Origin of the sequence: Acetobacterium sp. MES1, assembly GCF_002237635.1 — a bacterium.
Taxonomy (GTDB): domain Bacteria; phylum Bacillota; class Clostridia; order Eubacteriales; family Eubacteriaceae; genus Acetobacterium; species Acetobacterium wieringae.
This window is the reverse complement of the sequence record NZ_MJUY01000036.1, coordinates 209,321-235,978: the sequence shown is the minus strand read 5'-3', so window position 1 is coordinate 235,978 and position 26,658 is coordinate 209,321. Positions and strand designations below refer to the sequence as shown.

The window sequence follows — 26,658 nt, the reverse complement described above, 5'->3', positions numbered from 1 at the left end:
ATAACTACAACTGGTTTTCAAAGGCCTTGATAATGGGGTCAATCATTTCCCGTTTGGTTTTCAGACTGACCTGGTTGACAATCAGTCGGGAGCTGATCTCGCAGATTTCTGCCAGCACCGATAGTCCGTTTTCTTTCAAGGTGCTGCCGCTTTCGACGATATCGACGATGCAGTCGGCCAGACCAATCAGCGGGGCCAGCTCCACCGAGCCATTGATTTTAATGATATCGACCAGTTGGTTTTTGGTATGAAAGTATTCTTTGGCGATAACCGGGTATTTGGTACCGACCACCATTTTTTTACCATAGGGGATGGGACGGTTTTCAAAGCCGGCCACACACATTTTACATTTGCCGATGTCAAGGTTTAGCATCTCATAAACCTGGGCCGGGTGTTCCAACAGCACATCCTTACCGACAATCCCAATATCGGCGGCACCTTTTTCGACATACGTGGGAACATCCGGTGATTTCACCAGAAAAAACTCAATTGCACCGGTGGTATCGGTAAAGATCAGTTTGCGGCTTTTTTCTGAGTAGTCGGAAAAAACATAACCGAGATCAATTAACAGCTCAATCGCTTTTTTGGCGACACGGCCCTTGGCCAGGGCAAATCGGATGACCATTTATTGCACCTCGCTTTCGGAACTAATTGTTTTGATTTCTGAAAAATTTCCGTTGTCTTCGGAAAAGAGTTTGCCGTCCATTATAAAGTACAGGGCGGCATTTTTATAAAGGGCATTTGCCTGGAAAGACAAAGCATGCGTTTCTTTCGTTTCATTCATCAAGAAAACTTCGGCAATGGCTCCTTGAGATCGCAATTGCTCGGCCATTTTGTAGGCGTTGGCTTTTTGTGCTTTTTCATAAAAAAGCACATGGATCCGCTGGTCATCCCGGGGCAGTAGCTGATGTTGCTCCATGTAATCAATCACTTTGAGCAGATCGATGGCAAAACCGCAGGCCGGACGGGGAATACCGAATTTTTCCGATAAATGGTTGTAGCGTCCGCCGCTGATCACCGGCTCGCCACAGCTGTTGATATAACCTTTAAAGTTGATATCGCTGTAATAGTTCATCTGATTGGTAAAACCAAGATCAAAACTGACATAATCAGCCAGGCCAATGATTTCCAGATGGGCGTAGATTTCAGAAATTTTTTCGACAACCTGACGCATTTTATCATTGATGCACAGGGCTTCCATCTGTTTTAATACCGTTTTAGGCTCGCCATAAAGCAGTGGCAGTTTAAGAATGATGGCTTTTTTATCATCCGGCAAGGCCAGCTTTTCCAGATAGTTGGCGATGTCGCCAATGTTTTTGTTTTCGATGTATTTAAATAGGGTAGCCTTCTCTTTGGCGGAAAAGGCCAAATCGTCAAAAAGAAAATTGATGAAGCCGACATGGCCCAGATCAATATGGACATCGTTAATGCCGTTTTGAAGCAGGGAACGGATCGCCAGGGCAATCACTTCGCCGTCACATTCCGGGCTGTTGTTGCCAAAATATTCGATCCCAATTTGGGTAATCTCTTTTTTGATGATCTCTGGTGATGAAAAATTACGATAAATGTTGGTCTCATAAGAAAATTTAATGACATCCTGAGCATTGGGATGGTTCATAGCAGCCATACGGGTCACCGGCAAGGTGGCATCGGGCTTCAAGACAAGGACCTTGCCCTGATGATTCACCAGCTTAAAGAGATCATCGCTGGGGATAGAATCTTCATTGACGTAAAGGTCGTAGGTTTCAAAGGTGGGGGTGGAAATCTGATGATAGCCAAAGGACCGGTAAAGTGACATAAGTTTATGATTGATTTGCTGCAAGGCAAAATAATCCTGATGCTGGATGTTTTCGAATCCATCGATGGTATAATTGAAAAGCATGTGAACCTCCTTGTTCATATTTGCTTTATTGCTGTAGTCTGGTAAAGTGTTAGCTCTATTGTAGCATGAATTCACAATTTGTCAAAGCTTTTTAAGTGATTTATCAATTTTCCTTCTGCCGGATGCTTGTTACAAGCAAGGACGATTAGATTATTGGTGTATGATTGATTCCAAATATGTTCATTGTTATCTACATGTCGGCGACAAAAATAGATGTAGTTCAAAATAGATAGTCCAATTTAAAAAAATAAAAATGGACAGTAATGGATTTTGTTGACAGTATGTATTATAATATATCTGTGAATTGAAGGCAAATATCCTAAGTATCATCTTTGAACAAATAGCTTGGTTGATATGCCGATTACATGATACATCAGAAAGCAAGGTGTTCATTATGCAAAATGAGATAAATATTTTTTTAGGAGAGAATATAACAACAATGGTAATATTAGGAACCATTGTTATTTTTTGTTTGGCAGGGACAATTATCTATCATCTCGTTAAAATCAATAATCGGCGGGAAGAGTGGGAACAGGCTGAAAAGGTGTTTCAGGGAGTATTCAATCAAGTGACAGATAGTATTGTTGTAGTTGATAAAAATGGAATCATACATAAAGCAAACGAAACATTTTTGAAGTATCAGGGAAAACCAGCAGATAAAATTATCGGAAAAAGTATCCAACGGATTCCGATGGACTATGTTTTTGAAGACGAGATGGACCAATTAAAAAAAGCGATTGCTGAAAAGGGTGTGTATGAAAGGGATATCAAGTTTTATCATAAAAGTGGTGAGGTAATTCCAATTCATCTAGTTTTTAAACCGTTGAAGATAAACAGTAAAAAGGGACGTGAAAAAACCTACATGGTGGTAACCGGTACGGATTTGAAAAATACCTATGAAAAGGATGAGTATATCAGTCAGCAGAAAGAAGAACTGTTAGAAATTCAGCATCTTGCCCATTTGGGCTATTGGGAAATGAATTATTTAACAAAAAAAATTTACTGGTCAAAAGAGCTTTATAGTATACTAGGCTATGAAGAAGGTGAGGTCGAGCCGAATCTTGACATCATCTACTGGATGGCTTATGAGGATGATCAGAACCGGGTTTGGAAAGCCTTCTTACGGGCATTTCAGGCGCAGGAAAAAGTGGATACACATTACCGGATAAAAAACAACCGTGGTGAAATTCGGGATATCTATTTGCGAATTCGACATTATTTTACTAAAGAAAATGAGCATCTTCGAACCATTGGGATTCTTCAGGATGTCACAAAACAGGTCGATTTACGTGAAGAACTAAATGCACAACTGATTTTCACAGATAAGGTGCTTAACAACAGCAGGCTTTTATTTATTGAATTTGACAGTAATTTTGAAGTTAGAAACATTAATCACGTGGTTCAGCAATTGAGTGGAATTACTGATGATGAGATCGAAAATAAAAATCTTCGAGATGTTTTTGGAAATCTTAACCGTGCACATCGAAAGTTTGTTAATGAAAATTTAGATTTTCGACGACCATTACCCTTTAGAGATTACAAAGGAAATATCCATTATATTCAGTGGGATCATGCGACTTTTTCCAGAAGAGATGGAAAAAACACTAATATTCTGCTTGGTATCGATGTATCAGAAACTATCGAAAAACGCAAAGCCTTGGAAGCCGCGTTTGTTCAGGATCCAGTCACTAAATTACCCAATCGTTATAAGTTGGAACAGGTTTTGGATAATTACTTTGACAAGAACGGGAAAAACCCTGATAAGAATCTGGCTTTGATTTTTATTCACGTTGAGGGAATTCATTTGGTCGGTGACGCATTTGGTCAGGCTGTTGAAGATCATTTGATGCAGTCGTTGAGTGAGCGGTTATATGGTTGTGTTGGGAAATATGGGCTTTTCGTTCGTCGTTATACGGATCAGTTTGTTTTGTTTTATCCGTGTGACACGGGTATTAAAATAGTTATGGAGATTTGTCAATTGATATCGAAATTGTTTGATGTGCCCTTTGTTATTGAGGAAAACGCATTTACATTAAAATGCCATATTGGAATTTCAAAATTTCCTGACCATGCAAATACTAAGGATGATTTAATCCGCTTTGGTAGCGCAGCGATGCATGAGGCGCAGCGATTAGGTCTGGATTACTATTTTTTTCATGATTCATTAGAAAAGAAATTAAAAAGCAAAGTGATTGGATACAAACAAAAAAACAATTAAATTGAGGAGTCATCTATGGCCTATAAATGTGTGGTTTTCGATTTTGATGGTACCCTTGCGGATACTGAAGAGAAAGCCTTTAATATATACAACGAACTGGCAACAAAATATAAATACAGCACTGTCACCATGGAAGAACTTCAGCATATTAAGAATCTTCATGTGAAAGAGATAAAGGAAATTGTTGATATCCCATTTTATCAATTTCCTCGAGCACTGCGGGATGGGCAAAAAATGATGCGCAAGGAATCAAATGAAATCCATGCTTTTGCCCCAGATATTCATGCGTTTTTTACGGCGTTGAGACAGGAAACCAAGCATATTGGCATTCTCACCTCGAATATAAAGAAAACTGTTTCTGATTTCTTAATAACTTACGACATCAGTCATGAGATTGAATTTATCATGTGCTCGGCACTGATGTCGAAGTCAAAAAAAATCAAGAAGGTGCTGCGTAAGCATGATATTAAACCTAGTGAAATGTTATATATCGGTGACGAAGTCCGAGATATTGAAGCCTGTCATAAGGTTGGGGTCGATGTTGCTGCGGTTAACTGGGGCTATAATACACCCCTTGCTCTTGAAAAGTGTAAACCCACGTTCATGATTGACAATATCTGGAAAGTCATTGATATTGTTAAAACAAAAAATGATCATTGAATCGGATTTATGCATCAGTAGTGGAACAAATAATCTTCAGTGCGCCGACGCTAATTACCCGCTATGGTGTGATTAGACGGTATTTGCTGGGCGTTTTGGATACCAACACAGATACATTCAGATCTTTGTTTATTTCATCAACAAGGGCGGCAATGGATTCGTCATTAGCACCATAAATCACACAATTTAGTGTGGTTTCATCTACAATTAATGCGCCAATATAATAATAGCCATTAGAAACAGTTAGTGTTACGCCGCTCACATGGTTTAAAAGTTTCATTTTAATTATTTCAATGGCCTCATGGGTATCCATGATTTGTTTACCGGTACTCACATCATTGAGTCCGATAAGAAGCTCATAACGGTCGGTGGATTCCAGACCCAGGGAATCGGACTCTTTTTCAGAAGTCGGTATACAGCCAACTAGTGTTGCAATAGAGAGGAATAGAATACATACAATAAATAGTCTTTTTCGCATCGGATTGTTCTCCTTAAATGATTTGCTAGTGGATCATAATAATCTTAATCATAACACATTTTGATGGCAAATGAAATGCTCAATGGGATGAATGATTTGCGCCAGAAGCTTATCCAGAATATTAAATAGTATGGTAAGAACGTCTAGGCTTCACTGATTTCAGGACGAATGCTTAAAATAAAAAGAGGGGTATTTTTATGACCGGTTTGGTTTTGATGAGCACATTTTCAATTGCAATTGGTGTGATGATTATCGCCATTTCAAGATGGGGTGTCCACCCCTTTTTAGCGATTATGGGTGTTTCATTAATTCTTGCTGTGGTTGTCGGATTGCCGCTTTCAGAAATTCCCGGAATTTTAGGATCCGGATTTTCAGGAATATTTACAAGTATTGGTATTGTGATTATTCTGGGTGCTCTAATTGGATTAATCTTGGAAAAAACTGGTGCGGCAATTAAATTGGCAGACCTTGTAGTAAAGATGGTGGGACAGAATAATCCTGAACTGGCTTTGATGATTATAGGATGGGTTGTCGCAGTGCCGGTTTTTTGCGATAGTGGGTTTGTAATCTTAGATCCGATTCGCAAAGCAATGCAAACAAAAACCAGAACCTCATCAGTAGCCATGACGGTAGCTCTGGCAGCGGGACTTTATACGGCTCATGTATTTATTCCACCCACACCAGGACCGATTGCAGCAGCTGGAACGCTTGGGGTTGGAAATAATTTGCTGTTAGTTATTGGTATCGGTACACTGGTGTCGATTCCTACATTAGTGGCGGCGCTGATATTCTCAAAATACATTGGTGAAAAAATCAAATCAAAAGATGAACTTGAGGATCAGGACTATCAAAAAAGTATGGCGGAACTACTTTCTGAATATGGTGAAATACCAGGTGGTCTGGCTTCCGTTGCTCCGATTCTGGTACCTGTGGTACTGATGGCACTTGGTTCAATTACCAATTTATTCTCAGTTGGCGGAATATTGGGTCAATTTTTTGCTTTTTGTGGAACTCCCATGATTGCACTAACGGGAGGGTTACTATGTGCGTTGGGGCTCTTGATTTTAACAAAAAAAACAGCAGATTTTTATGAACTGACCAATGAAACCTTGAAGATTGTTGGACCCATACTATTTGTAACAGCTGCTGGTGGGGTTTTAGGTAAGGTGATTGTTGCAGCTGGCTTTGTTGAATTTATTCAGTCCAATGCCGGTTTCATATCCCAGGCCGGTATCTTTTTTCCATTTCTGATTGCAGCTATTTTAAAAACGGCTCAAGGATCTTCAACAGTTGCGATGACTACGACGGCAGGAATTATGGGCAGCTATTCAGACGCTGGCTCAATGATGACGGCATTAGGTTTAACTACCCCATTATCTGCAGTTCTGGCAGTGCTGGCGATCGGGGCTGGGGGAATGACGGTATCCCATGCAAACGATAGCTACTTTTGGGTGGTGACAAACTTTGGGGCAATGGCACCCCAGGATGGCTATCGTACCCAGACGCTATTGACCCTGATTATGGGAATGACAGCGATGGTAACTATTTTTATTTTATCGCTATTCGTGTTATAATTAAGTAATTAATAGTCTAAAAATTAAATGTAACGATTAAGATATTGTTATTCATATTATGGTATTATTATCCTAAAGTAAAGGCATCGCAGTACGATAACATACATGTGTTTAGAATGTAGATTAAGGCAACGGCTGATTCGAACGAATTTGTTTCATGAAATTTTCATTGATTCACAAAAAAGAAGGGTGGAATGAATATGGATATTGCGGCACTATCAATGGGTTTGAGCCAAATGCAGGTTAGTCAACAAGCCAGTATTTCGGTGATGAAAATGGCAATGGAAACTGGTACAGAGCAAATGACTGATATGATGGCAATGGTCGAAACAGCGACTCCGTCGGCCACTGTAGCTGGTCCTGCACCAGATCCTAATATCGGCCAGTTGTTGGATATCTCGATTTAAATGGATCCAGCCGGATTATAACACCGGCTGGATTTTTCATTGTTAATATACATAAGGTGCAGGTAATTTCGATAAATATTCTGTTGCGGGAATTATTGCAAGCCTGATGGTTTAAAAGTAAAAAATGGGGTACGAATCAGATCATAGACTAAAGAAAGCTGGAGGAAATAAAATGTGTTGTAAAAATAATGAAGAGAGCCAATGCTGTGTAGCGGTTCATAAGGACAAAATTGTCCCGTGCGCTTTAGTTGTGCTTACAATTGCCTTTACGATTGCGGGGTTTGTCATCGGCCATCGTTTTATCGGCAAAGGGTGTTGTAAAAATCAGGATGAAGAATAGAGAAACGGAACGGTAAGAGTTACGAAAAAGACCGAAGCGAAAAACGCTTCGGTCTTTTAATCATAGGGTGCTTGCTTCCATTTTGACTGGATATTTTTGTTTGAGGTCTTCGACCTTGCCGATAAATGCTTTGTTCTGTTTTTCACGCAGTAAGTAATTACGAGCATTTTCCTTTACGGCATCAAAGGGGATCGTTTGAGCGATCTTGCGATCAGTCAGCTTAATAATATGGAAGCCAAACTGTGTTTGTACTGGTAGTTCGGTCATCTCATCGATTTCAAGGGCAAAGGCGGCGGATTCGAATTCGGGAACCATTTGACCTTTAGAAAAATAACTGAGGTCTCCACCTTTTTCATTGGATGGACACATCGAGTACTCTTTCGCAGCAGCTGCAAAGGGTTTTCCATTTTTGATTTCTTCAATCACGGTTACAGCTTGCTCTTCAGTCGGCAACAAAATATGGCTGGCTCGAATACTGTCGGGAGCAATGAACTGGTTCGGGTTCTCATCGTAAAATTTCTGAACTTCTTCATCAGGTACGGTGATATCCATCATGAATTTGGCAATCATATGGGTTTTAAGCAGCTTTTCTTCAGCATCGATGAGCATTTTTTGAAACTCTTCACTTTCATCGACCTTTGCTGCCTTGCCTTCTAAATAAAAAAGCTCTTGAGCAATGAGTTCTTCTAGCAATTGACGTCGACCTTCTTTCGAAGTAAATTGATTTGCTTGTTCTTGGGGTAATTGTCTTATTAAGGCATCGAGATCCGCAGAGTAAATTGTTTTACCATTGACGGTAGCCAAAGGGGTTTTTTCCATAATCGTCTCCTTTAGGTCCAATAAATTTATTATCTTATATGATCATAGCCTGTGGATGGATCTTTGTCAATACGTAGTTCAGCTAGGCTACGAATCAAAGTAGCATACACTTGTACCAAAGCTGTTGTTGAGGGTAGCGCCTATGAGCAGGATGATTATGTGATTTGATCGATTTACATTAAGTAAAGCTTAATGATTCCGAATAATAAGATGGTATGATTGACAATTATGGAATGGAGCGCTATACTAGTGATAGATAGTTAGGTAAGCGCTAACTAATAAAAAAGTTGGGTGATAATATGACTTGTAAGAAAAACGAATTATATGAGGCCTATCATAAACTGCTGAAACTGGATGCGGCATTGCATGAAAATGAAACCTGCCAGTGTCAGGCGGAAGATGTTACCTCAAAACAGAAATATTATCTGAAAATTATCGATAAGAATTATCGTGTCACCTTTAGTCAATTGGCTCAGGAAACACGAAATTCGAAACCGACGATTACTGAATTGATTAGTAAATTTATTTCCATGGGCTGTGTGTATCGTGAACGTTCACCAGAGGATGGCAGGGTGTATTTTATTTATCTCACACCAAAGGGTAAATCAATTGCCAGATCCGAGGAAAGAACCCAGATTCAAATGATTGAACGTATTAAAAGCAGTCTCAACGATGAAGAGCTGGATCAATTGATCACCTTACTAAACAAAATCCTTTAATAAAAAACAAATCTTTAGAGGATGAGGAGGAAGAAAAATGAGTACACTAGAAATTAAAAGCGCACCATTAATCCCGATTACGGAAACTGTAATTTATCCGGGGATTTCAAATCGTATTTTTGTCAACGAAGATATTGGTAATAATATCAAAGAACTGATCATTAAAAATAATACCCTGGCCATCGGCTTGTCAACTAAGGATTATAAAGGATTGGTTCAATTGACTGCTGATTCCTTTTATCGGATTGGCGTGTTAATGAAATTTGACAACATTCAGAAATCCGATAATGGTTTCATTATTGATATTACTACCATCAATCGTGTAAAGGTTCTGGATTTTACCTTCGAAGAAAAACAGATTACTGCTTCATATACTGTTCAAGATGATATACTGGACATTAATGCTGATGAAGAGCAGGAAATGATTGTTTACATTAAAGGATTGATGAAAGACTTAAGTCATAATTTTAAAGGAGCTGAGTATTTTGTCAGTATCCTGGAAGGTCTGCCTTCATTAGAAGAAATTATGGGTTATACCATTCCGATGATGGGCATTCCATTAAAAAGCAAACAGGTTCTTTTAGAAATTGATTCATTAAAAGAACGTGCCTTGAGCTTTATTGACTATATTATCCGGGAAAAAGATTCAGTTCATTTGCAACTGGAAATCAGCAAAAAGTATTCCCAACGAAAGGATAAAACCTATCGTGAAGCGATGCTTCGGGAACAGTTAAAAAATATTAAAGCCGAACTCGGAGAACTCGATGAAGAGCTGGAAGAAGAAGCCGATTACCGCAAAAAAGTGCTGGATTCGGATATGCCCCCGGATGTTAAAAAAATCGCCTTAAAAGAGGTCAGAAAATTTGAAAACTCACCACCCAATGGGGGTGAAAGCAATGTGATTATGAACTATCTGGATTTGCTTTTAGAACTACCATGGACCAGTGAGAAAAAAGAAATTGATATTGAACACGCCAGAGCGGTATTGGAGTCTCATCATTTTGGTATCGATGATGTAAAAAAACGAATCATTGAACATCTGGCCGTAATGAAATTAAAAAAAGATAAACAAGGTTCAATCCTGCTGCTGGTGGGACCTCCGGGAACCGGCAAAACCAGTTTGGGAAGGAGTATTGCTGAAGCGTTGGATCGTAAATACGTACGAGCCAGTCTGGGTGGGGTTCGGGATGAGGCTGAGATACGAGGCCATCGTAAAACATACCTGGGGGCAATGCCAGGACGTATCATTAAAGGTATTGCCAATGCTGAAGCTAAGAATCCGGTGTTTATCCTGGATGAAATAGATAAAATGGGCATGTCCCACCAGGGTGATCCTGGTTCAGCTTTGCTGGAAGTATTAGACCCAGAACAAAATTGTACCTTCTCGGATCATTACCTGGAAATCCCCTACGATTTATCAGAGGTATTTTTCATCGCAACAGCTAATGATTTGAGCACCATCCCAGCACCGCTCTTGGATCGGGCAGAAATAATCCAGCTGTCGAGTTATACCAACGGCGAAAAGAAACGGATTGCCATCGATCACCTGCTGCCAAGTGTTTTAAAAGACCATGGATTGACCACTGATATGCTTCAGATTGAAGATTCTGCCATCGAAGCAATTGTTGAAAACTATACAGCTGAAGCGGGCGTTCGAGGTTTGACCAAGCAGTTGGCAAAAATTGCCCGAGTTGTGTCGGAAAAAATTGTCTCTAAAAAAGTTGAGCTTCCCTTTGTTGTGACAACGAAAAACCTGAGTGACGTGTTAGGTAATAAAACCAGACGCCATGAAAAAGCTGGTGAAAATAACAAACCTGGCGTGGTAACAGGAATGGCATGGACAGCAGTTGGTGGAGAAATTCTCTTTACCGAAGCAAGCCTGATGCCGGGAAGTGGTAAGTTGACGTTGACGGGCCAATTGGGTGATGTCATGAAAGAAAGTGCTACGATTGCGATGAGTCTGATCCGATCCCGCTTGGGTGATCTGGCCAATGGCTTTGACTACTTTAAAAATGATACCCATATTCATGTTCCGTCCGGATCAACACCTAAAGATGGACCATCCGCTGGCGTTACCCTAACGACTGCACTGGCTTCATTGATCCTGGGGAAACCGGTTGATTCAAAACTATCCATGACAGGGGAAATTACCTTAAGTGGTCAGGTATTACCGGTGGGCGGCATTAAAGAAAAGGTTATTGCTGCTCAACGCAGCGGCATCACAAAAGTATTATTGCCAAAAGATAATGAAAAAGATGTCAGTGATATTCCTGAAGAAGTGCGCAATGCCTTAACCATTATTCATGTTGCAACCATTGAAGAAGTGCTAAAAGAGGCATTGGGGATCGAATTACCAGAATCTAAATTGGTATTAAATAGACCACAAGGTGATTCCAATGTGCAACTGAGTATGGTTGAGGAATAAATTCCATTATTAAAAAAAGCGATAAGAAAAAGCTGTTGAGTAGAGTAGAAAGGAAGCTGTCAAATGGCAGCTTTCTTTTTTTCTAACCGGTTCAGTCGACGGCTGTATTTTCTTATGATATAATATCTCCCATGAAAATTAAGATGTTAAATAACGAAACAATCAATAAAATAGCCGCTGGTGAAGTTATCATCCGGCCAGTATCTGTGGTAAAGGAACTGGTGGAAAATGCCATTGATGCTGGAGCAGATCAGATTACGGTGATTGTTGAGGCAGGTGGTAAAAACCGAATAACGGTTCGGGACAATGGTTGTGGGATAGCGTATAATGAGATTCCATTGGCCTTTAAACGTCATGCCACCAGCAAGTTGTCAACCATTGAAGATCTGGAAGAAATTGAATCGCTGGGGTTTAGAGGCGAAGCCTTGTCCAGTGTAGCGGCGGTGGCTAAGGTTCAGATTACGACGCGATTCGAGAATGAAGAGATTGGGAGCCAAGCCCTGTTCGAGGGGGGGGCTCTCATTCATCAGCGGGTCTGCGCCTATAATCGGGGGACTGAAATTACCGTGAAAGATTTGTTCTATAATACTCCGGCCCGTCGAAAGCATTTGGAAAAGGACAAAAAGGAAGAGGCGATCCTCCGGGATCAGTTAGAGAAAATTGCTATTTCGCGCCCGGAGATTCGTTTCCAACTAAGCAGTAATGGACGAATGGTTCTCGAAACCCCCGGCACAGGAAAGGTAATCGATGTGGTCAAAAAACTTTTCGGGAGTGAAATGGCAGACAATCTGATAACCCTTAATTATGAAAATAAGCCGATGAAACTGGAAGGGTTTGTAGGGAATCTAAAAACGATGAGAACGCATCGGGAAGATCAAATGTTTTTTATAAACGGACGATTTGTCAAAAACAACCGACTATCAAAAGCATTAGACGAAGCGTTTGATGGATATAGTATGAAACACCAGCATCCCCTGGGTATTGTTTTTATTGAACTACCTGGTCGAATGTTGGATGTAAACATCCATCCGGCTAAAACGGAAATAAAGATTCTTAATGAAAGCCTGGTTTGCTTGCTTTTTAAACAAGGGATCAGAGAAACGCTCAGAAATGCCAGTCTGATTGTTGAGTTGGGGACAGCACACACGGTTGAGTTTGACGATGTTAATGAGAAAAATAAATACGCAGATAAAAAACCGACTGGTAACCATGACGCAGAGATTTTTTATAACGCTGGCAAAATGATAAGCGTGTCAGTAGCACAAAATAACCAGCCAGAAGAGCAAACTACCATTGAGACAGTGCTAAGTAGTAGCGCTTTGATGACTTCTGCGAACTGTTTGGATACGGAATTGTCATCGTCTGAAAAGCGGATGGGGTTTGGTGTTGATCAGAGAAAATCGGCTTTAACTGGACAATCAGAGAAAGCTCAAAACACCGCACCATTAACCGAAAGCTTAAAGGCAGGAAAGATGGCATTGTTTGAGAATGCTGACGTGTATTTTTCATCGGATCGGTACAGGCAGGTTGATAATGATTTGAACATCTTCGAGTCGGGTCGGCCCAATCCGGAAAAGGGTATTCAGGTATCAGGCAGTTCAACAAGTGCCAGAGCGGACATTAAATATCTGACCAAAATGAAAATTGTCGGACAATTGTTTAATGTCTATATTCTACTGGAGGGAGACAAGGAAATCTATCTCCTGGATCAACATGCTGCCCACGAGGCATTCTTAACCCAGGAACTGATGCATCTGTTTAATCGTCAAGAGGTTCTTCCCAGCCAAGGGTTGATGACGCCAATACCGATTAAAATTCGGCCAAAAGATTTAGTGGGAATTGAACAGACCCTGGTGCAATATAAAAATCTGGGTTTTGACTGCGATGTTTTTGGTGAAGACACGCTGTTGGTGCGAAGTGTTCCGATATTGCTTGGGGAACCCCAGAGTCCGGATTTGCTAAAATTGATGATTGACGAGAATTTATTTGAGTGTGATGACAGGTTTTGCGTAAATAACGTTTTTTCAGAAAAAACACAGAATAAAATCATTTCCATGGCCTGTAAAGCTGCCATTAAGGGCGGGCAATCCTTAACTCAGGTCGAAATTAAAAGCTTGCTCGAGAATTTGACAAATCTTGATAATCCCTACACCTGTCCCCATGGTCGCCCCATTATAATGAGATTAAAGGAATATGAATTAATGAAATTATTCAAGCGGGTAATATAATATGGAAGTGAAAAAACCGAAAATAGTGGTCATTGTAGGGCCAACAGCCAGCGGAAAAACGGCTCTGGGTATAGCTCTCGCAAAAAAACTCAACGGCGAAGTTGTTTCAGCCGACTCCATGCAAATCTATAAACACATGAATATCGGTACGGCCAAGGTTACCTCAGAAGAGATGCAAGGGGTGCCCCATCACCTGATTGACTGTGTGCCACCAGATGAAGAATTCAGTGTAGCTAAGTATAAAGCGGCAGCGCTTGAAGCCATCGAAGAAATTCTTATAAAAGGAAAACTTCCTATTATAATAGGGGGGACTGGATTATATATCAACAGTCTGAGTCTCCCATGGGATTTTCAAAAAAAAGACAGTGATGAGACAATTCGGTGGCGATTAACGGCTGAAGCTGAAGTTCTGGGCAAAGATGCATTGTATGAGCGATTAAAATTGGTGGATCCAGCCACTGCAGAAATCGTTCATCCCAACAATCTAAACCGCATTATCCGGGCATTGGAAATCTATGAGCTCACAGGCAAACCAAAATCTCATTTTGATGAAGAATCAAGAAAACAGGAAGTGCCCTACGATTATATTATGATCGGTTTGGATTGGGATCGGGAGACTCTTTATAATCGAATAAATCATCGGGTCGATCGGATGATCGAGGAAGGTCTGATCGAAGAAACAAAAATGCTGATTGAAAGGGGTTATGATTGGAACCTGACATCGTTGAAGGCAATAGGCTATAAGGAATTGAAGCCTTATCTGGAAGGTGAGTCCACTTTGGCAGAAGTGGTCAGTATTTTGAAACGGGATTCCCGTCACTATGCCAAACGTCAAATGACGTGGTTTCGAAAGGATGAGCGTATCCAATGGCTAAAAATGGGTGAACCTAGTAATTTAGAAACTCAGGTTATGGAATGCCTTAGTCTGATTAAACCACAGTTAGAATCAATAAATGAAAGCGAGTAAAGTGTTTGAACATTCAAAATGACATTAAAACCTATCTTGAACAGGAATTTAAAATATCAGAGTCAGTTATAAATTTCGTAAAAAATACAGAAAAAGATATCGCATTACAGTTGAAGAAACTGGACGATTTGTCGGAGTTGCATCAGTATCGGGTGATTAAAGCCATGCAAAAGGCAGGTTTGGGAGATCGCCACTTCACTGTTTCGACCGGTTATGGCTATGACGATGTGGGTCGGGAAGTAGTGGAAACCATCTATGCTGATGTATTTGGAGCAGAAGACGCTTTGGTGCGACCGCATATTTCATCGGGAACGCATGCAATTTCATTGGCTCTCTATGGCGTATTGCGGCCCGGTGACCACTTATTGGCAATTACCGGTTCACCTTATGACACCATACGTACTGTTATTGGTCTGGAAGAGGCTGGTACTGGTCAGGGAACGATTAAAGAGTTTGGAGTAACCTACGATCAGATTGAACTGCTCTCAAACGGCTGTTTTGATGAGACAGCCATACTTGCTGCGATCACTCCTGAGACAAAAATGATCTATCTGCAGCGTTCTACAGGTTATAGCTGGCGTGCTGCGCTGCAAATGGATGAGATGGAAAAGATGATTAAAAAAATTCGCAAAGTAAAAGCAGACGTCATTGTTTTTGTTGACAATTGCTACGGCGAATTTATGGATCGAGTTGAGCCAGTGTCAATCGGGGCTGATTTGATGGCCGGTTCCCTGATTAAAAATCCCGGTGGCGGCTTGGCTCCAACTGGCGGCTATGTAGCGGGACGGGCGGATCTGGTTCATCTGGCTGCCAGCCGACTGGCGGCTCCTGGAGTTGCTAGAGAAACCGGGGCAACACTGGGAATTAATCGAACGCTGTTGCAAGGTCTCTTTCTGGCTCCAACTGTAGTTGCCCAGGCAATTAAGTCAGCGGTGCTTTTGGCCGCCTGCTATAAAAAGCTGGGCTTTGCTGTTTGCCCGGAAGTGTCAGATTACCGCAGCGATATTATTCAGAGCATCTGTTTAAAAACGGCGGAAGGTGTTAAGACTTTTTGCCGGGCAATTCAGGAGGCGGCCCCGGTTGATAGTCAGGCAACTCCTGAACCATGGGACATGCCGGGCTATTCTGATCCGATAATTATGGCAGCTGGGGCTTTTATTCAAGGCTCTTCCATAGAACTTTCAGCTGATGCGCCGATGCGAGAACCTTACTATGTCTATTTTCAGGGGGGACTGACCCATTTTCATGGTAAACTGGGGGTTTTGCTTAGTCTCCAGCGGCTTAAGGATAAGCAACTCGTAAAAATATAAAAATTCAGATAAAGAAATTGAGGTGATTAACGTGATAACTAAAGAAAAAATTGATCGAATCAACGAATTGGCCCGAAAGAAAAAAGAGTGTGGGTTGACTGAAGATGAATCGGATGAACAAATGACACTGCGAGCAGAATATTTATCGGCTGTCAGAACAAATTTGAGAGCCCAACTGGATAATATTGAAATTGTCGACAAGTAGAATTGTAAACGAGTTTAGAAACTAAGGAGAAAATGACATGAAAAATAAAGACAAAGAAAAGAGTCCTGCAGTTTTACTTCAGGAACAGCTTGGAAAAAAATGGGAGCTGGCCTGGAAAGATCTCAGTGATGAAGATGTTAACGAAGTTAAAGCGATCAGCAATGACTATATGCGCTTTTTGACAGCTGGAAAAACCGAACGGCAATGTGTTGAGCTCAGTGTTGAATTGGCTGAAAAAACTGGTTTCAAACCCATGGAGACCTATCAGAAAGCCGGGGAAATCAAGCCTGGTGATAAGGTTTATATGATTCATAAAGACAAAACCGTCGCTTTCTTTGTGGCTGGTAGCGAACCGATTGAAAAAGGAATGGCTATTGTTGGTGCTCATATTGATTCGCCCCGATTGGATTTAAAGCCATCGCCGTTGTATGAAAGTGATGATATGGCTTTCTTCAAGACCCACTACTACGGTGGCATAAAAAAATACCATTGGGTGACCATCCCGCTGGCGTTGCACGGAACAGTCGTAAAAAAAGACGGTGAAACAGTCAACATTTCTATTGGAGAAGCGTCAGATGATCCCGTTTTTTGTATCACTGACTTGCTGCCTCACTTATCTCAAGAACAAAATACAAAAAAAATGACTGAGGGGATTACCGGGGAAGGACTGAATATTATTGTTGGGAGTCAGCCTTATCCGGAAAAAGATCTCAAAGAGGGCGTTAAATTAAACATACTGAATCATTTGTACACAAAATATGGGATGATGGAAGAAGATTTTGCCACTGCTGAACTGGAAGTAGTGCCGGCCGGGGCAGCTCGAAATGTTGGTTTTGATGAAAGCCTGATTGGGGGATATGGCCAGGATGATCGGATCTGTGCTTACACGGCGCTTCGTGCTTTGGTTGATCAGGATACAGTTCCGAATCGTACACGATGCGTGATCTTGGCTGATAAGGAAGAAATCGGCAGTGTTGGCAACACCGGTATGCATTCTCGTTTTTTTGAAAACGCCGTAGCCGAACTTATCAATCTGATGGATGTAAATAAACCAGAAATGGCCATCCGTCGATGTTTTATGAATTCTGAAATGCTTTCTGCTGATGTTACTGCTGGCGTTGATCCTAACTTTACCGGTACCCACGATAAAGGCAATGCTCCGTATATTGGCAAAGGAATGGTCTTATCAAAGTATGGTGGTGCCCGCGGAAAATCTGGCTCCAATGATGCGCATGCGGCGTTTATGGGAAAAATGAGACAAACGCTGGAAACAGCTGGGGTGGTTTGGCAAATGGGAGAGCTTGGCCGGGTAGATCTTGGCGGAGGAGGAACCATTGCGCATATTCTGGCAGAATATGGAATGGATGTGTTGGATTGTGGTCCAGCACTATTGAGTATGCACTCACCTTTTGAATTGGCTTCTAAAGTTGATCTATTTATGTGTTATAAGGGTTACAAAAGCTTTCTGGAGTAACAAAATGACAAAATAATACCCGTGAAGTTGAAATGTAGATTTCAAAAACGCATTTGTTAATATAGTAACAAATGCTATATAATCCATTTATGATTTTTAGCAGATAAATGTTCACCTTAAAATGATAATTATGGTCTAGAATTTACACTTTTAGAACTATAAATTATCATTTTTTTTATGGGCCCAGCGGGTACAGTATTATTTTAAACAAATTTATCAATTCGTATGGAAAAAAAATTATTTATATGTTATGATACTGCCTATATATACAAGTATACAGTTTCTCTTGTGTAAAAAATTTAATTTGAGGGGTGTTTGACTTAAGATGAATGTAAAACATGGAACCTTTAAGGGGGGAATCCACCCACCCTATAGAAAGGAAAGTACTGCTGAAGTGCCTTTGGGCTTTGGCACAAAGCCGGAAATGGTGATCATACCCATGTCGCTGCACATTGGGGCACCTTGTACGCCGATCGTAAAAAAAGGCGATCAGGTGTTTCTTGGCCAGAGAGTCGGAGAACCAAATGGGTTTGTTTCTGCACCGGTACATGCCAGCGTCTCTGGAACTGTTGTTGCGGTTGAGGAACGTCCACATGCATCGGGAGACCGAATCATGGCGGTTGTTATTGAATCAGACGGTTTGGATACCATCGACCCAAGTATCAAACCATATGGTACGTTGGAAGATATGGATGCAGAGGCCATTAAAAAAATGGTATTGGACTCCGGTATTGTCGGTTTAGGTGGGGCAACATTTCCAACGCATGTAAAACTGGCGATTCCACCAGACAAAAAAGTTGATTGTGTTGTTTTAAATGGCGCTGAATGCGAGCCTTATTTAACGGCCGATCATCACTTGATGTTGAATCAAGCTGAAAAGGTTGTCATGGGATTGAAGGTCGCCATGAAGGCTGTTGGTGTTGAAAAAGGCTTTATTGGGGTTGAAGACAACAAAACTGATGCTATTGAAGCCTTGGTAAAAGCTATTGGAAACGATAGCAGATTAGAAGTATATTCATTGCATACGAAATACCCGCAGGGTGCTGAAAAACAATTGATTGCAGCAATAACGGGTCGTGAAGTCCCATCGGGAGCGCTGCCAGCTGACGCCGGTGTGGTTGTTATGAATGTTGGGACTGCTGCTCAAATCGCTGAGTCCATGACGACAGGAATGCCGTTGTATAAACGTTATCTGACTTGTACAGGGGATGCCATCAAAAATCCCCAGACGATGGAAATTCGTGTGGGCGTTCCGTTCCAGTCTGTCATTGATCAATGTGGTGGGTTTTCTGCTGAGCCTGGAAAAGTAATTTCAGGGGGACCGATGATGGGTGTTACTCAGTTTGAAACTGAAATTCCAGTAATGAAGGGAACATCAGGGATTTTATGTTTGACGAAAGAATCAGCTAAAATTGCGACACCTTCAAATTGTATTCATTGTGGAAAATGTGTTGGTGTCTGTCCAATTCATTTGCAGCCACTTTATATTGCTGAGTACTCGCAACGAAATAAATGGGATAAATGTGAAGCAAATCATGCCATGGATTGTATCGAATGTGGAAGCTGTTCTTATATCTGTCCCGCAAAACGTACCCTGGTATCGTCTATTCGCGTGGCAAAACGTGAGATTATCGCACAACGAAGAAAAGGAAATTAGGAGGAATATTGATGAATGAATTAAATCTTACAGTGTCATCATCTCCTCATATCCGGGCAAAACATACCACAGCCAACATTATGCAAAATGTTATTATTGCTTTGTTACCTGCATTGGCTGTCGCAGGATATGTTTTTGGGGTATGGGCATTGGCACTCGTAGCTATTTGTATTATCTCGTCAGTTGTTACGGAAGCAGTCATTCAAAAACTGCTAAAAAAACCGATCACAGTCAATGACTGGAGTGCCGTTGTAACAGGTGTGCTTTTAGCATTCAACTTACCAATTAATGCGCCCTGGTGGATTGCTGTTGTGGGCTCTGTTTTTGCTATTGCCATTGTAAAACAATGTTTTGGTGGGTTAGGACAGAATTTTATCAATCCAGCCCTGGCCGCGCGCGCCTTTCTGTTGGCATCCTGGCCAGGACATATGACCAGTACCGCTTATATTCCGGTTACGGACACGGTTACCACAGCGACCCCGCTGGCATTATTAAAAGCTGGTGATCTGGCAAGTATGCCGTCAACACTGGATCTTTTCACAGGATTAAATGGTGTTTATGGTTGTATCGGAGAAATTTCTGCCCTGGCTTTATTAATCGGTGGGGTATACCTGATTATTAAAGGAATTATCAGCTGGAGAATCCCAGTTATCTATTTATTAACCATCGGCATTTTTGCTTTGTTAGTGGGACAAGATCCAATTGTTCATATTGTCTCAGGTGGTGTCGTTTTAGGGGCCTTCTTTATGGCGACTGATTATGCTTCGTCTCCAGTTACTCCAAAAGGTCAAATCATCTATGCAGTCGGTTGTGGTTTGATTACCATGATCATTCGTATCTACGGTGGATATCCGGAAGGATGTTCGTACTCGATCTTACTGATGAATGTTGCGACACCTCTAATTGAACGCTTCACCAAAGAGCGAATCTATGGTGTGACTAAGATCAAAAAGGAGGCAAAGGCATAATGGAAGCAAAAGAAAAAGTGCAAATCGACTGGAAAGTCGTTTTCAAACTCGGTCTTATTTTGTTGGTTATTTCTGCTGTAGCCGCCTGCGCCTTGGCATTAACCAATTATGTAACAGCTCCTACCATCGAACAGATGAATATTGATGCAAACACGGAAGCACGGCAGGAAGTACTGCCAGATGCCACTGAGTTTGAACAAGTTCCTGAAGAAGATGTAGCAAAAATTGCTTCAGAAATTGGTATGGAAAAACCGGAAGAACTGATGGAAGTCTATATTGGAACAAATAATGGCGAAACAGTGGGATATACGGTAAAAACCGGACCAACCAGCGGTTATGCAGGAGAAGTTCAAGTTTTAACGGGTATTTCGTCGGACGGAGTCATCACTGGTATTACGATTATTAAGCATAACGAAACTCCAGGCTTAGGTGCTTTGGCAGCAGGAGAATGGAATGATCAGTTTACCGGAAAATCAGCAGAAGAAGAATTGGTGGTTGTAAAAGGTACTGCTAAAGAAGACAGCAATGAAATTCAAGCCATCACTGGATCAACAATTACTTCAAAAGCAGTTACATCTGGGGTAAACGTCTCAATCCAGGTTTACCAGACTTTATCAGAATAGGAGGGAACGCAAGATGAATTTTATGAAAAATCTGACTCGAGGAATCATCCGAGAAAATCCCACCTTTGTACTTGTATTGGGGATGTGTCCAACCCTTGCGGTTACCACATCAGCCATCAACGGTATGGGGATGGGCCTGGCAACCATGTTGGTATTGATTGGTTCGAATGTGGCGATCTCAGCATTGCGAAAAGTAATACCCGATAATATCCGAATTCCGGCCTTTGTCGTTGTAATAGCCTCTTTTGTTACGATTGTCGGGATGTTGATGAAGGCCTATGTGCCAGCACTTGATGCGGCATTGGGGATCTTTATCCCTTTGATTGTTGTTAACTGTATTATCCTTGCTCGGGCAGAAGCATTTGCTTTTTCAAATGGCATTGCTGATTCCTTTGCTGACGCTGTTGGTATGGGTCTCGGTTTTACATTAGCTTTAACAGTTTTAGGATCAATTCGTGAAATTTTAGGAGCTGGCAGCATCTTCGGATTTTCTTTATTTGGTGCAGCCTATGAACCAGTGTTGTTAATGATTCTGCCTCCTGGGGCATTTTTAACCCTTGGTCTTTTGATTGGCCTCATTAACTGGAAAACGAAAAAGGCATAGGGGGAGATATCGATGACTTTAATTTTTATAATGATCAGTGCGATTTTTGTCAATAACTTTGTACTGTCACGATTTTTAGGTATTTGTCCGTTTTTAGGGGTTTCAAAGCAAGTTGAAACCGCTGTGGGGATGGGAGTTGCGGTAACCTTCGTTATGGCCCTGGCTTCTGCCATTACCTATGTGGTTCAGTATTCGATTCTTGATCCGCTAAATCTTGGCTACCTGCAGACAATTGCATTTATATTAATCATTGCTGCATTGGTTCAGTTAGTCGAAATGATTATCAAAAAATCCAGCCCTTCACTTTATCAGGCATTGGGTGTTTATCTGCCATTGATTACCACAAACTGTGCGGTTCTCGGGGTAGCATTAATTAATATTCAAAACGAATACAATTTTATCGAAACCATTTTCAACGGCGTTGGTGCAGCGCTTGGTTTCACGCTTGCTATTGTGCTGTTTGCTGGTATTCGTGAGCGACTTGAAACATCAGCTGTGCCCAAAGCGCTGGAAGGATTTCCCATTGCGTTGTTAACGGCAGGTCTGATGGCCATCGCATTTCTGGGATTCTCCGGAATGAAGTTAGGTTAGGAGGATACGGAAATGTTGAATGAGATTTTAATTCCAGTCGTTATCCTCGGTGTGTTTGGTTTAGTATTTGGAATTGGCCTTGCTATTGCAGCTAAGGTATTTGAAGTATACGAAGATCCTCGTGTGCCATTAGTGCGTGCAGCTCTTCCTGGCGCTAACTGTGGTGGTTGTGGTTTACCGGGCTGTGATGCCTTGGCATCCAATATTGTCGAAGGAACAGCGGGAATTGATGCCTGTCCAGTTGGCGGTGCTGATTGTGCCGCTGCGATTGCGGAAATTATGGGTATGGAAGCTGGCAGTGCGGTTAAAAAGGTTGCCACTGTTATTTGTCAGGGCACCTGTGAAACGGCTCCAAATCGGGCCGAGTACTATGGTGAAATGGATTGTCGGGAAGCCATGATCGCTTCTGGCGGGGCAAAAGGTTGTCGCTACGGCTGTATGGGATTAGGGACTTGTAAATCAGTATGTCCTTTTAATGCCATTGTTATGGGAGAAGACGGGTTGCCGAAAATTGACCCGGATAAATGTACTTCCTGTGGCAAGTGCGTGGATGCCTGCCCCAAAGCGATTATGAATCTGGTTCCGGCGACTCAGGATGTTATTGTAAAATGTAATAACAAAGATAAAGGAAAGACAGCAAAACTGGTTTGTACAACTGCTTGTATTGCCTGCGGAGCCTGTGTGAAAGCATGTAAATTTGATGCAATCACCGTTGAAAACAATATTGCCAAAATTGATTATGATAAGTGTGTTCAATGTTATGAATGTGTCGTTAAATGTCCAATGCACACTATTTCTGGTGACGTTGAAACCGGTAAGAAGACAGCATATATCATTGATGCAAATTGTATCGGTTGTGGCGCTTGCGCAAAGAACTGCCCAGTTGAAGCAATTTCTGGTGAAATCAAAAAGCCACCATATGTTATTGATCATGAAAAATGTATTGGCTGCGGTATCTGTTTTAAGAAGTGCAAGAAAAATGCCATTGAAATGCGACCCAATAAAGCCAAATAGTCTATAATTTTACAGGACTCTTCATTGAAAAATGGAGAGTCTTTTTTTATGAAGAATTTATGACAATTCCGTGTTTGTGCAAATTTTTAATGAGAATTTTAGGAAAGATGTATAAAATGGTTTTGCTTTCTGTTAAAATGGTGGTATTGTCGAAATAATCTGTCATATGGTGAACGAAAAATCAAATGTGGATATAACTATTAAAAAATAAAAAAAATTAACGACTTTGGTCAAATTAAGGTATAATAGTATGCATGTTTTTATTGCTGAGTCGTTTCATGCTAAATTACATAATGCATCATTTATAAACAAATCAGAAAACTGATTGAAACAAATAGTTTTTATATCAGGTCAGATTCGGGGGTAGAATTATAAGTCTCATCTATACTTATCAAATATCAGACAGTCATGAAAAGTTGGTCAGAGAAGAGCTGATCAGTCGTTATTGTTATTCTAGCCGATTAATCAGAGAAATCAAACGGATTGGAAAGATCAGCTTGAATCACAAAGAGTGTTTTCTGGGACAGCAAATCAAACCAGGAGATATCATCGAAATTAAGATGCCCCGGGAAGATATTGATGGGGAACCGGTAGCGGGCAAACTTAATGTTGTTTATGAAGATGATGAGCTTTTAGTAGTCAATAAACCGCCATTTTGTGTGACACATCCCACGAAGAGCCATCAATTGGATACACTGGCAAATTTCATTAGCTATTACTGGCAGGAACAGGGGACTGCAGCGAAGATTCGCTTTATCAATCGATTGGATCGAGATACCACCGGTATTGTTGCAATAGCCAAGAATAAATATGTGCATCACTATGTACAAAAAGAAATGAATTCTGGTAAGGTGAAGAAGGTTTATCATGCACTTGTTCATGGACGGCTTCCTGCTGAAGTGGGAATTATTGATGCTCCAATCGGACAACCCTATGAAGACAGTATTCATCGGATCGTTATGGAGTCTGGAAAGCCATCTGTTACCCGGTATCGGGTACTGGAAGAGTATAAGGATGCTTCGCTGGTTGAGTTGGTGTTGGAAACCGGACGAACCCACCAAATTAGAGTTCATTTGAAATATTTGGGGAATCCCGTTATTGGCGATCCCTTGTATCATGACGATGATAAAGAATACGATTCTTTTGGAATGTCTCATCAGGCTCTACACGCGCAATGTTTGGAGTTGTCGCTGCCTCGAAAAAAGAATTTGTGTGTTTTGGCTGAGTATAACAACGAATTGTTAGACCTTCGAAAGCGTCTAATAGATAAAATATAGAAAAGGTGATGGAATGAGCGAAAAGCAAAAAAAGGGGATAAAAAGACGAAAAAAGAAAAAACATATTGGAGTAAAGGTACTGATTGTTCTTTTAGTCCTGGGGATTCTGGGAGTCGGTGTTATGTATTCAATCTATGCTGCAAATCGCATGGATATTTCAGATTATCAGTATCAGGCTAAGGATAAAACGGAGATTTATTCGGCGGATAATGCTCTAATCGCTGAATTGTACACAAAGAACAGAACCAATGTGACGATTGATCAGATTCCGGTGCAATTACAACAGGCTCTGATTTCAGTAGAGGATTCTCGTTTTTATGATCATTTTGGAATTGATTTACTGGGGATTGTTCGAGCGTTTTTTTCGAATATTGCCAGTAATGGTATTGGTGAAGGTGCCAGCACCATCACTCAGCAACTTGCCAGAGTTCTGTTCTTACCTGATATTGCAACGGAACAGAATTTTAATCAGTCGCTGGTGCGTAAGCTAAAAGAAATTTCTATAGCACTCCAATTAGAAGAGAAGTATACAAAAGAACAAATTCTGGAAATGTACTTCAATGAGTATTATTTTGGTTCAGGCGCATATGGGATTGAAGAAGCAGCACAAACTTATTTCAACAAACCGGTTTCTCAGGTTAATCTGGCCGAAGCCGCAATGCTGGCAGGTTTGCCTCAAGCGCCAAGTGCTTATGCACCGAATACTGATTTTGAAGCCGCAAAAAAACGTCAACTGGAAGTACTGACGCGAATGGTAAAAGAAAAATATATTACGCAAGAAGAAGCGGACGCTGCATATGCGCAAGAACTGGTCATCCGCGATCCGGCGACCATTAGTAATGATGATCAGATCGTTGACAATTATGAAGCGTATGTTGGACGGGCACTCAACGAGTATGCGCAATTAAAAGCATCTGCAGTCATGCAGGAGCGTGGTATCACTGAAGACCAGGCAATTGATTATATCAAAGAAAATATTGCCAATGGCGGTTACCGTATTTACACAACCATTAATACGGCGATGCAAGGAGATGCAATCGAAAGCTTGACAAGTGCGTTAGATGGAGATTTGCCCAACGAAACGGGAGCCATCGTCACTGTCGATCTGGATGGGGCGGTTAAAGCATACTATGGTGGGAACACCCAAATCGATATGGCTAACACCCCAAGACAGCCAGGATCGAACATTAAACCGCTTTATTACGCAGCAGCCATGGATAAGGGATTAATTACCCCCAGTACAACTATCTCGGATACTTATACTGACTTTGGTGGATATGCCCCTAAAAACTATGATGGTAGTTATCATGGGACGGTAACTGTTAAGACGGCATTAGTCAACTCTTACAACATCCCGGCTGTTAAAGTATTCGATAAAGTTGGACCAGAAGAAGCAGTAGCGTTTATGCAGACAATGGGTATTTCGACTTTTGAGGATGACGATTATAACTTGGCGACGGCACTTGGTGGGATGACCTACGGAATCAAACCTCTGGAAATGGCGGCCGCATTTAATGTTTTTAATAACGCTGGTGTCTATAACCAACCTTATTATGTCACAAAACTAGAGCAGGTAAATGGCGAGGTTCTATATACAAAAGATTCCTCCAGTACAACGACACGAAAAGTTATGTCGGATACTACGGCAACAAATATGATGAATATCCTGGAAGGGGTTGTTGATTACGGAACTGGTTCTGCGGCGGCCCAGATTTATACCACTGCCGGAAAGACGGGGACAACCCATGATAACAAAGATTTATGGTTTACCGGGATTACCGGGAATCTAACCACTTCAGTCTGGCTGGGGACGCCGGAAAACGATGTGCTTTATGGGGGGAGTTCCCGAGCGGCAGGGATTTATGGAAATTACTTGAGTATGGTTATCGATCAAGACTTGTTGACAACTACTGAAATTGAAAGAACCTCTAACGAGGGTGAAAGTTCCGGAGCCTCTTCGATTGATTCGGGAACAAGTACAACGAATAAAGAAGAAACAACGGAGCCAACCACGCCAACAACCCCGACCACACCGACAACCCCGACAACTCCAACAACCCCGACCACGCCGACGGAGCCAACAACACCAACGGAGCCAACCAAGCCAACAGATCCTACTACGCCAACGGAGCCAACCGATCCGACCACGCCAACAGAGCCAACGGATCCAACGACACCAACGGATCCAACAACACCGACAACCTAATGGAGGATAAAG

24 protein-coding genes are annotated in these 26,658 nt (G+C 41.4%); 20 read left to right on the top strand and 4 right to left on the bottom strand.

Features of this window, described 5'->3' with window-relative positions; all coding sequences use genetic code 11:
• Window positions 1–4 precede the first annotated feature (4 nt).
• Together hisG and BI182_RS11725 are read right to left on the bottom strand one after the other, a co-directional pair.
• Window positions 5–625: an ATP phosphoribosyltransferase gene (gene hisG, locus BI182_RS11730; RefSeq protein ID WP_070371156.1), complete on the bottom strand. Its 621-nt coding sequence runs from the start codon at window positions 623–625 to the stop codon at window positions 5–7.
• The gene (locus BI182_RS11725) at window positions 626–1,882 is read right to left on the bottom strand and encodes an ATP phosphoribosyltransferase regulatory subunit (protein WP_286808166.1); all 1,257 of its coding nucleotides are present in this window, start codon (window positions 1,880–1,882) and stop codon (window positions 626–628) included.
• Between the two features lie 394 nt (window positions 1,883–2,276).
• Between BI182_RS11725 and BI182_RS11720 the strand changes: the two genes are divergently transcribed.
• Together BI182_RS11720 and BI182_RS11715 are read left to right on the top strand one after the other, a co-directional pair.
• Window positions 2,277–4,100, top strand: coding sequence for a sensor domain-containing protein (locus BI182_RS11720; RefSeq protein WP_148636417.1), 1,824 nt, complete (start codon window positions 2,277–2,279; stop codon window positions 4,098–4,100).
• 15 nt (window positions 4,101–4,115) lie between these two features.
• Window positions 4,116–4,760 carry an HAD hydrolase-like protein gene (locus tag BI182_RS11715; protein WP_286808164.1) on the top strand — a complete coding sequence of 215 codons (645 nt, stop codon included), beginning with the start codon at window positions 4,116–4,118 and terminating at the stop codon, window positions 4,758–4,760.
• 61 nt (window positions 4,761–4,821) lie between these two features.
• Here the strand turns inward: BI182_RS11715 and BI182_RS11710 are convergent, their stop codons facing one another.
• Complete coding sequence (locus BI182_RS11710) at window positions 4,822–5,238, bottom strand: hypothetical protein (RefSeq protein ID WP_286808163.1); 417 nt, start codon at window positions 5,236–5,238, stop codon at window positions 4,822–4,824.
• Window positions 5,239–5,435: 197 nt separating this feature from the next.
• Here BI182_RS11710 and BI182_RS11705 point away from each other — a divergent pair, with 197 nt between their 5' ends.
• The 3 genes from BI182_RS11705 to BI182_RS11695 all read left to right on the top strand — a co-directional run bounded on the left by BI182_RS11705 (window position 5,436) and on the right by BI182_RS11695 (window position 7,559).
• A complete protein-coding gene (locus BI182_RS11705) occupies window positions 5,436–6,812 on the top strand; it encodes a GntP family permease (RefSeq protein WP_286808161.1) in 1,377 nt (458 codons plus the stop codon).
• Window positions 6,813–7,006: 194 nt separating this feature from the next.
• Complete coding sequence (locus BI182_RS11700; RefSeq protein ID WP_228883351.1) at window positions 7,007–7,219, top strand: YjfB family protein; 213 nt, start codon at window positions 7,007–7,009, stop codon at window positions 7,217–7,219.
• 172 nt (window positions 7,220–7,391) lie between these two features.
• On the top strand, window positions 7,392–7,559 hold the full coding sequence (locus BI182_RS11695; protein WP_250932876.1) for a hypothetical protein: 168 nt from the start codon (window positions 7,392–7,394) through the stop codon (window positions 7,557–7,559).
• 60 nt (window positions 7,560–7,619) lie between these two features.
• Here BI182_RS11695 and BI182_RS11690 read toward each other — a convergent pair whose 3' ends face one another.
• On the bottom strand, window positions 7,620–8,378 hold the full coding sequence (locus BI182_RS11690) for a peptidylprolyl isomerase (protein ID WP_228883356.1): 759 nt from the start codon (window positions 8,376–8,378) through the stop codon (window positions 7,620–7,622).
• A gap of 299 nt (window positions 8,379–8,677) precedes the next feature.
• Between BI182_RS11690 and BI182_RS11685 the strand changes: the two genes are divergently transcribed.
• The 15 genes from BI182_RS11685 (at window position 8,678) to BI182_RS11615 (ending at window position 26,646) form a co-directional block, all read left to right on the top strand.
• The gene (locus tag BI182_RS11685) at window positions 8,678–9,097 is read left to right on the top strand and encodes a MarR family winged helix-turn-helix transcriptional regulator (protein WP_070371163.1); all 420 of its coding nucleotides are present in this window, start codon (window positions 8,678–8,680) and stop codon (window positions 9,095–9,097) included.
• Between the two features lie 37 nt (window positions 9,098–9,134).
• Complete coding sequence (gene lon / locus BI182_RS11680) at window positions 9,135–11,522, top strand: endopeptidase La (protein WP_228883358.1); 2,388 nt, start codon at window positions 9,135–9,137, stop codon at window positions 11,520–11,522.
• A gap of 143 nt (window positions 11,523–11,665) precedes the next feature.
• Window positions 11,666–13,750, top strand: coding sequence for a DNA mismatch repair endonuclease MutL (gene mutL / locus BI182_RS11675; RefSeq protein ID WP_286808156.1), 2,085 nt, complete (start codon window positions 11,666–11,668; stop codon window positions 13,748–13,750).
• Between the two features lies 1 nt (window position 13,751).
• Window positions 13,752–14,717, top strand: coding sequence for a tRNA (adenosine(37)-N6)-dimethylallyltransferase MiaA (miaA, locus tag BI182_RS11670; RefSeq protein WP_286808154.1), 966 nt, complete (start codon window positions 13,752–13,754; stop codon window positions 14,715–14,717).
• 5 nt (window positions 14,718–14,722) lie between these two features.
• On the top strand, window positions 14,723–16,027 hold the full coding sequence (locus BI182_RS11665) for a methionine gamma-lyase family protein (RefSeq protein ID WP_286808153.1): 1,305 nt from the start codon (window positions 14,723–14,725) through the stop codon (window positions 16,025–16,027).
• 31 nt (window positions 16,028–16,058) lie between these two features.
• Window positions 16,059–16,232 carry a DUF896 domain-containing protein gene (locus BI182_RS11660; protein WP_084633607.1) on the top strand — a complete coding sequence of 58 codons (174 nt, stop codon included), beginning with the start codon at window positions 16,059–16,061 and terminating at the stop codon, window positions 16,230–16,232.
• Window positions 16,233–16,269: 37 nt separating this feature from the next.
• Window positions 16,270–17,706, top strand: a complete 1,437-nt coding sequence (locus tag BI182_RS11655) for an aminopeptidase (protein ID WP_286808151.1) — start codon at window positions 16,270–16,272, stop codon at window positions 17,704–17,706.
• A gap of 325 nt (window positions 17,707–18,031) precedes the next feature.
• Complete coding sequence (rsxC, locus tag BI182_RS11650) at window positions 18,032–19,363, top strand: electron transport complex subunit RsxC (protein ID WP_070371169.1); 1,332 nt, start codon at window positions 18,032–18,034, stop codon at window positions 19,361–19,363.
• Between the two features lie 11 nt (window positions 19,364–19,374).
• On the top strand, window positions 19,375–20,331 hold the full coding sequence (locus tag BI182_RS11645) for an RnfABCDGE type electron transport complex subunit D (protein ID WP_070371170.1): 957 nt from the start codon (window positions 19,375–19,377) through the stop codon (window positions 20,329–20,331).
• On the top strand, window positions 20,331–20,954 hold the full coding sequence (locus BI182_RS11640) for an RnfABCDGE type electron transport complex subunit G (RefSeq protein ID WP_148636419.1): 624 nt from the start codon (window positions 20,331–20,333) through the stop codon (window positions 20,952–20,954). Before BI182_RS11645 ends, BI182_RS11640 begins: the two co-directional genes overlap by 1 nt.
• 13 nt (window positions 20,955–20,967) lie before the next feature.
• Window positions 20,968–21,558 (top strand): RnfABCDGE type electron transport complex subunit E, encoded by a 591-nt coding sequence (locus tag BI182_RS11635; RefSeq protein ID WP_070371172.1) that lies wholly within the window; start codon window positions 20,968–20,970, stop codon window positions 21,556–21,558.
• 12 nt (window positions 21,559–21,570) lie between these two features.
• Window positions 21,571–22,149 (top strand): electron transport complex subunit RsxA, encoded by a 579-nt coding sequence (rsxA, locus tag BI182_RS11630; RefSeq protein WP_070371173.1) that lies wholly within the window; start codon window positions 21,571–21,573, stop codon window positions 22,147–22,149.
• A gap of 12 nt (window positions 22,150–22,161) precedes the next feature.
• The gene (locus BI182_RS11625) at window positions 22,162–23,163 is read left to right on the top strand and encodes an RnfABCDGE type electron transport complex subunit B (protein ID WP_070371174.1); all 1,002 of its coding nucleotides are present in this window, start codon (window positions 22,162–22,164) and stop codon (window positions 23,161–23,163) included.
• Window positions 23,164–23,531: 368 nt separating this feature from the next.
• Window positions 23,532–24,440 carry an RluA family pseudouridine synthase gene (locus tag BI182_RS11620; protein WP_286808181.1) on the top strand — a complete coding sequence of 303 codons (909 nt, stop codon included), beginning with the start codon at window positions 23,532–23,534 and terminating at the stop codon, window positions 24,438–24,440.
• A 13-nt stretch (window positions 24,441–24,453) separates the two neighbouring features.
• The gene (locus BI182_RS11615; RefSeq protein ID WP_070371176.1) at window positions 24,454–26,646 is read left to right on the top strand and encodes a transglycosylase domain-containing protein; all 2,193 of its coding nucleotides are present in this window, start codon (window positions 24,454–24,456) and stop codon (window positions 26,644–26,646) included.
• The last annotated feature ends 12 nt before the right edge of the window (window positions 26,647–26,658 follow it).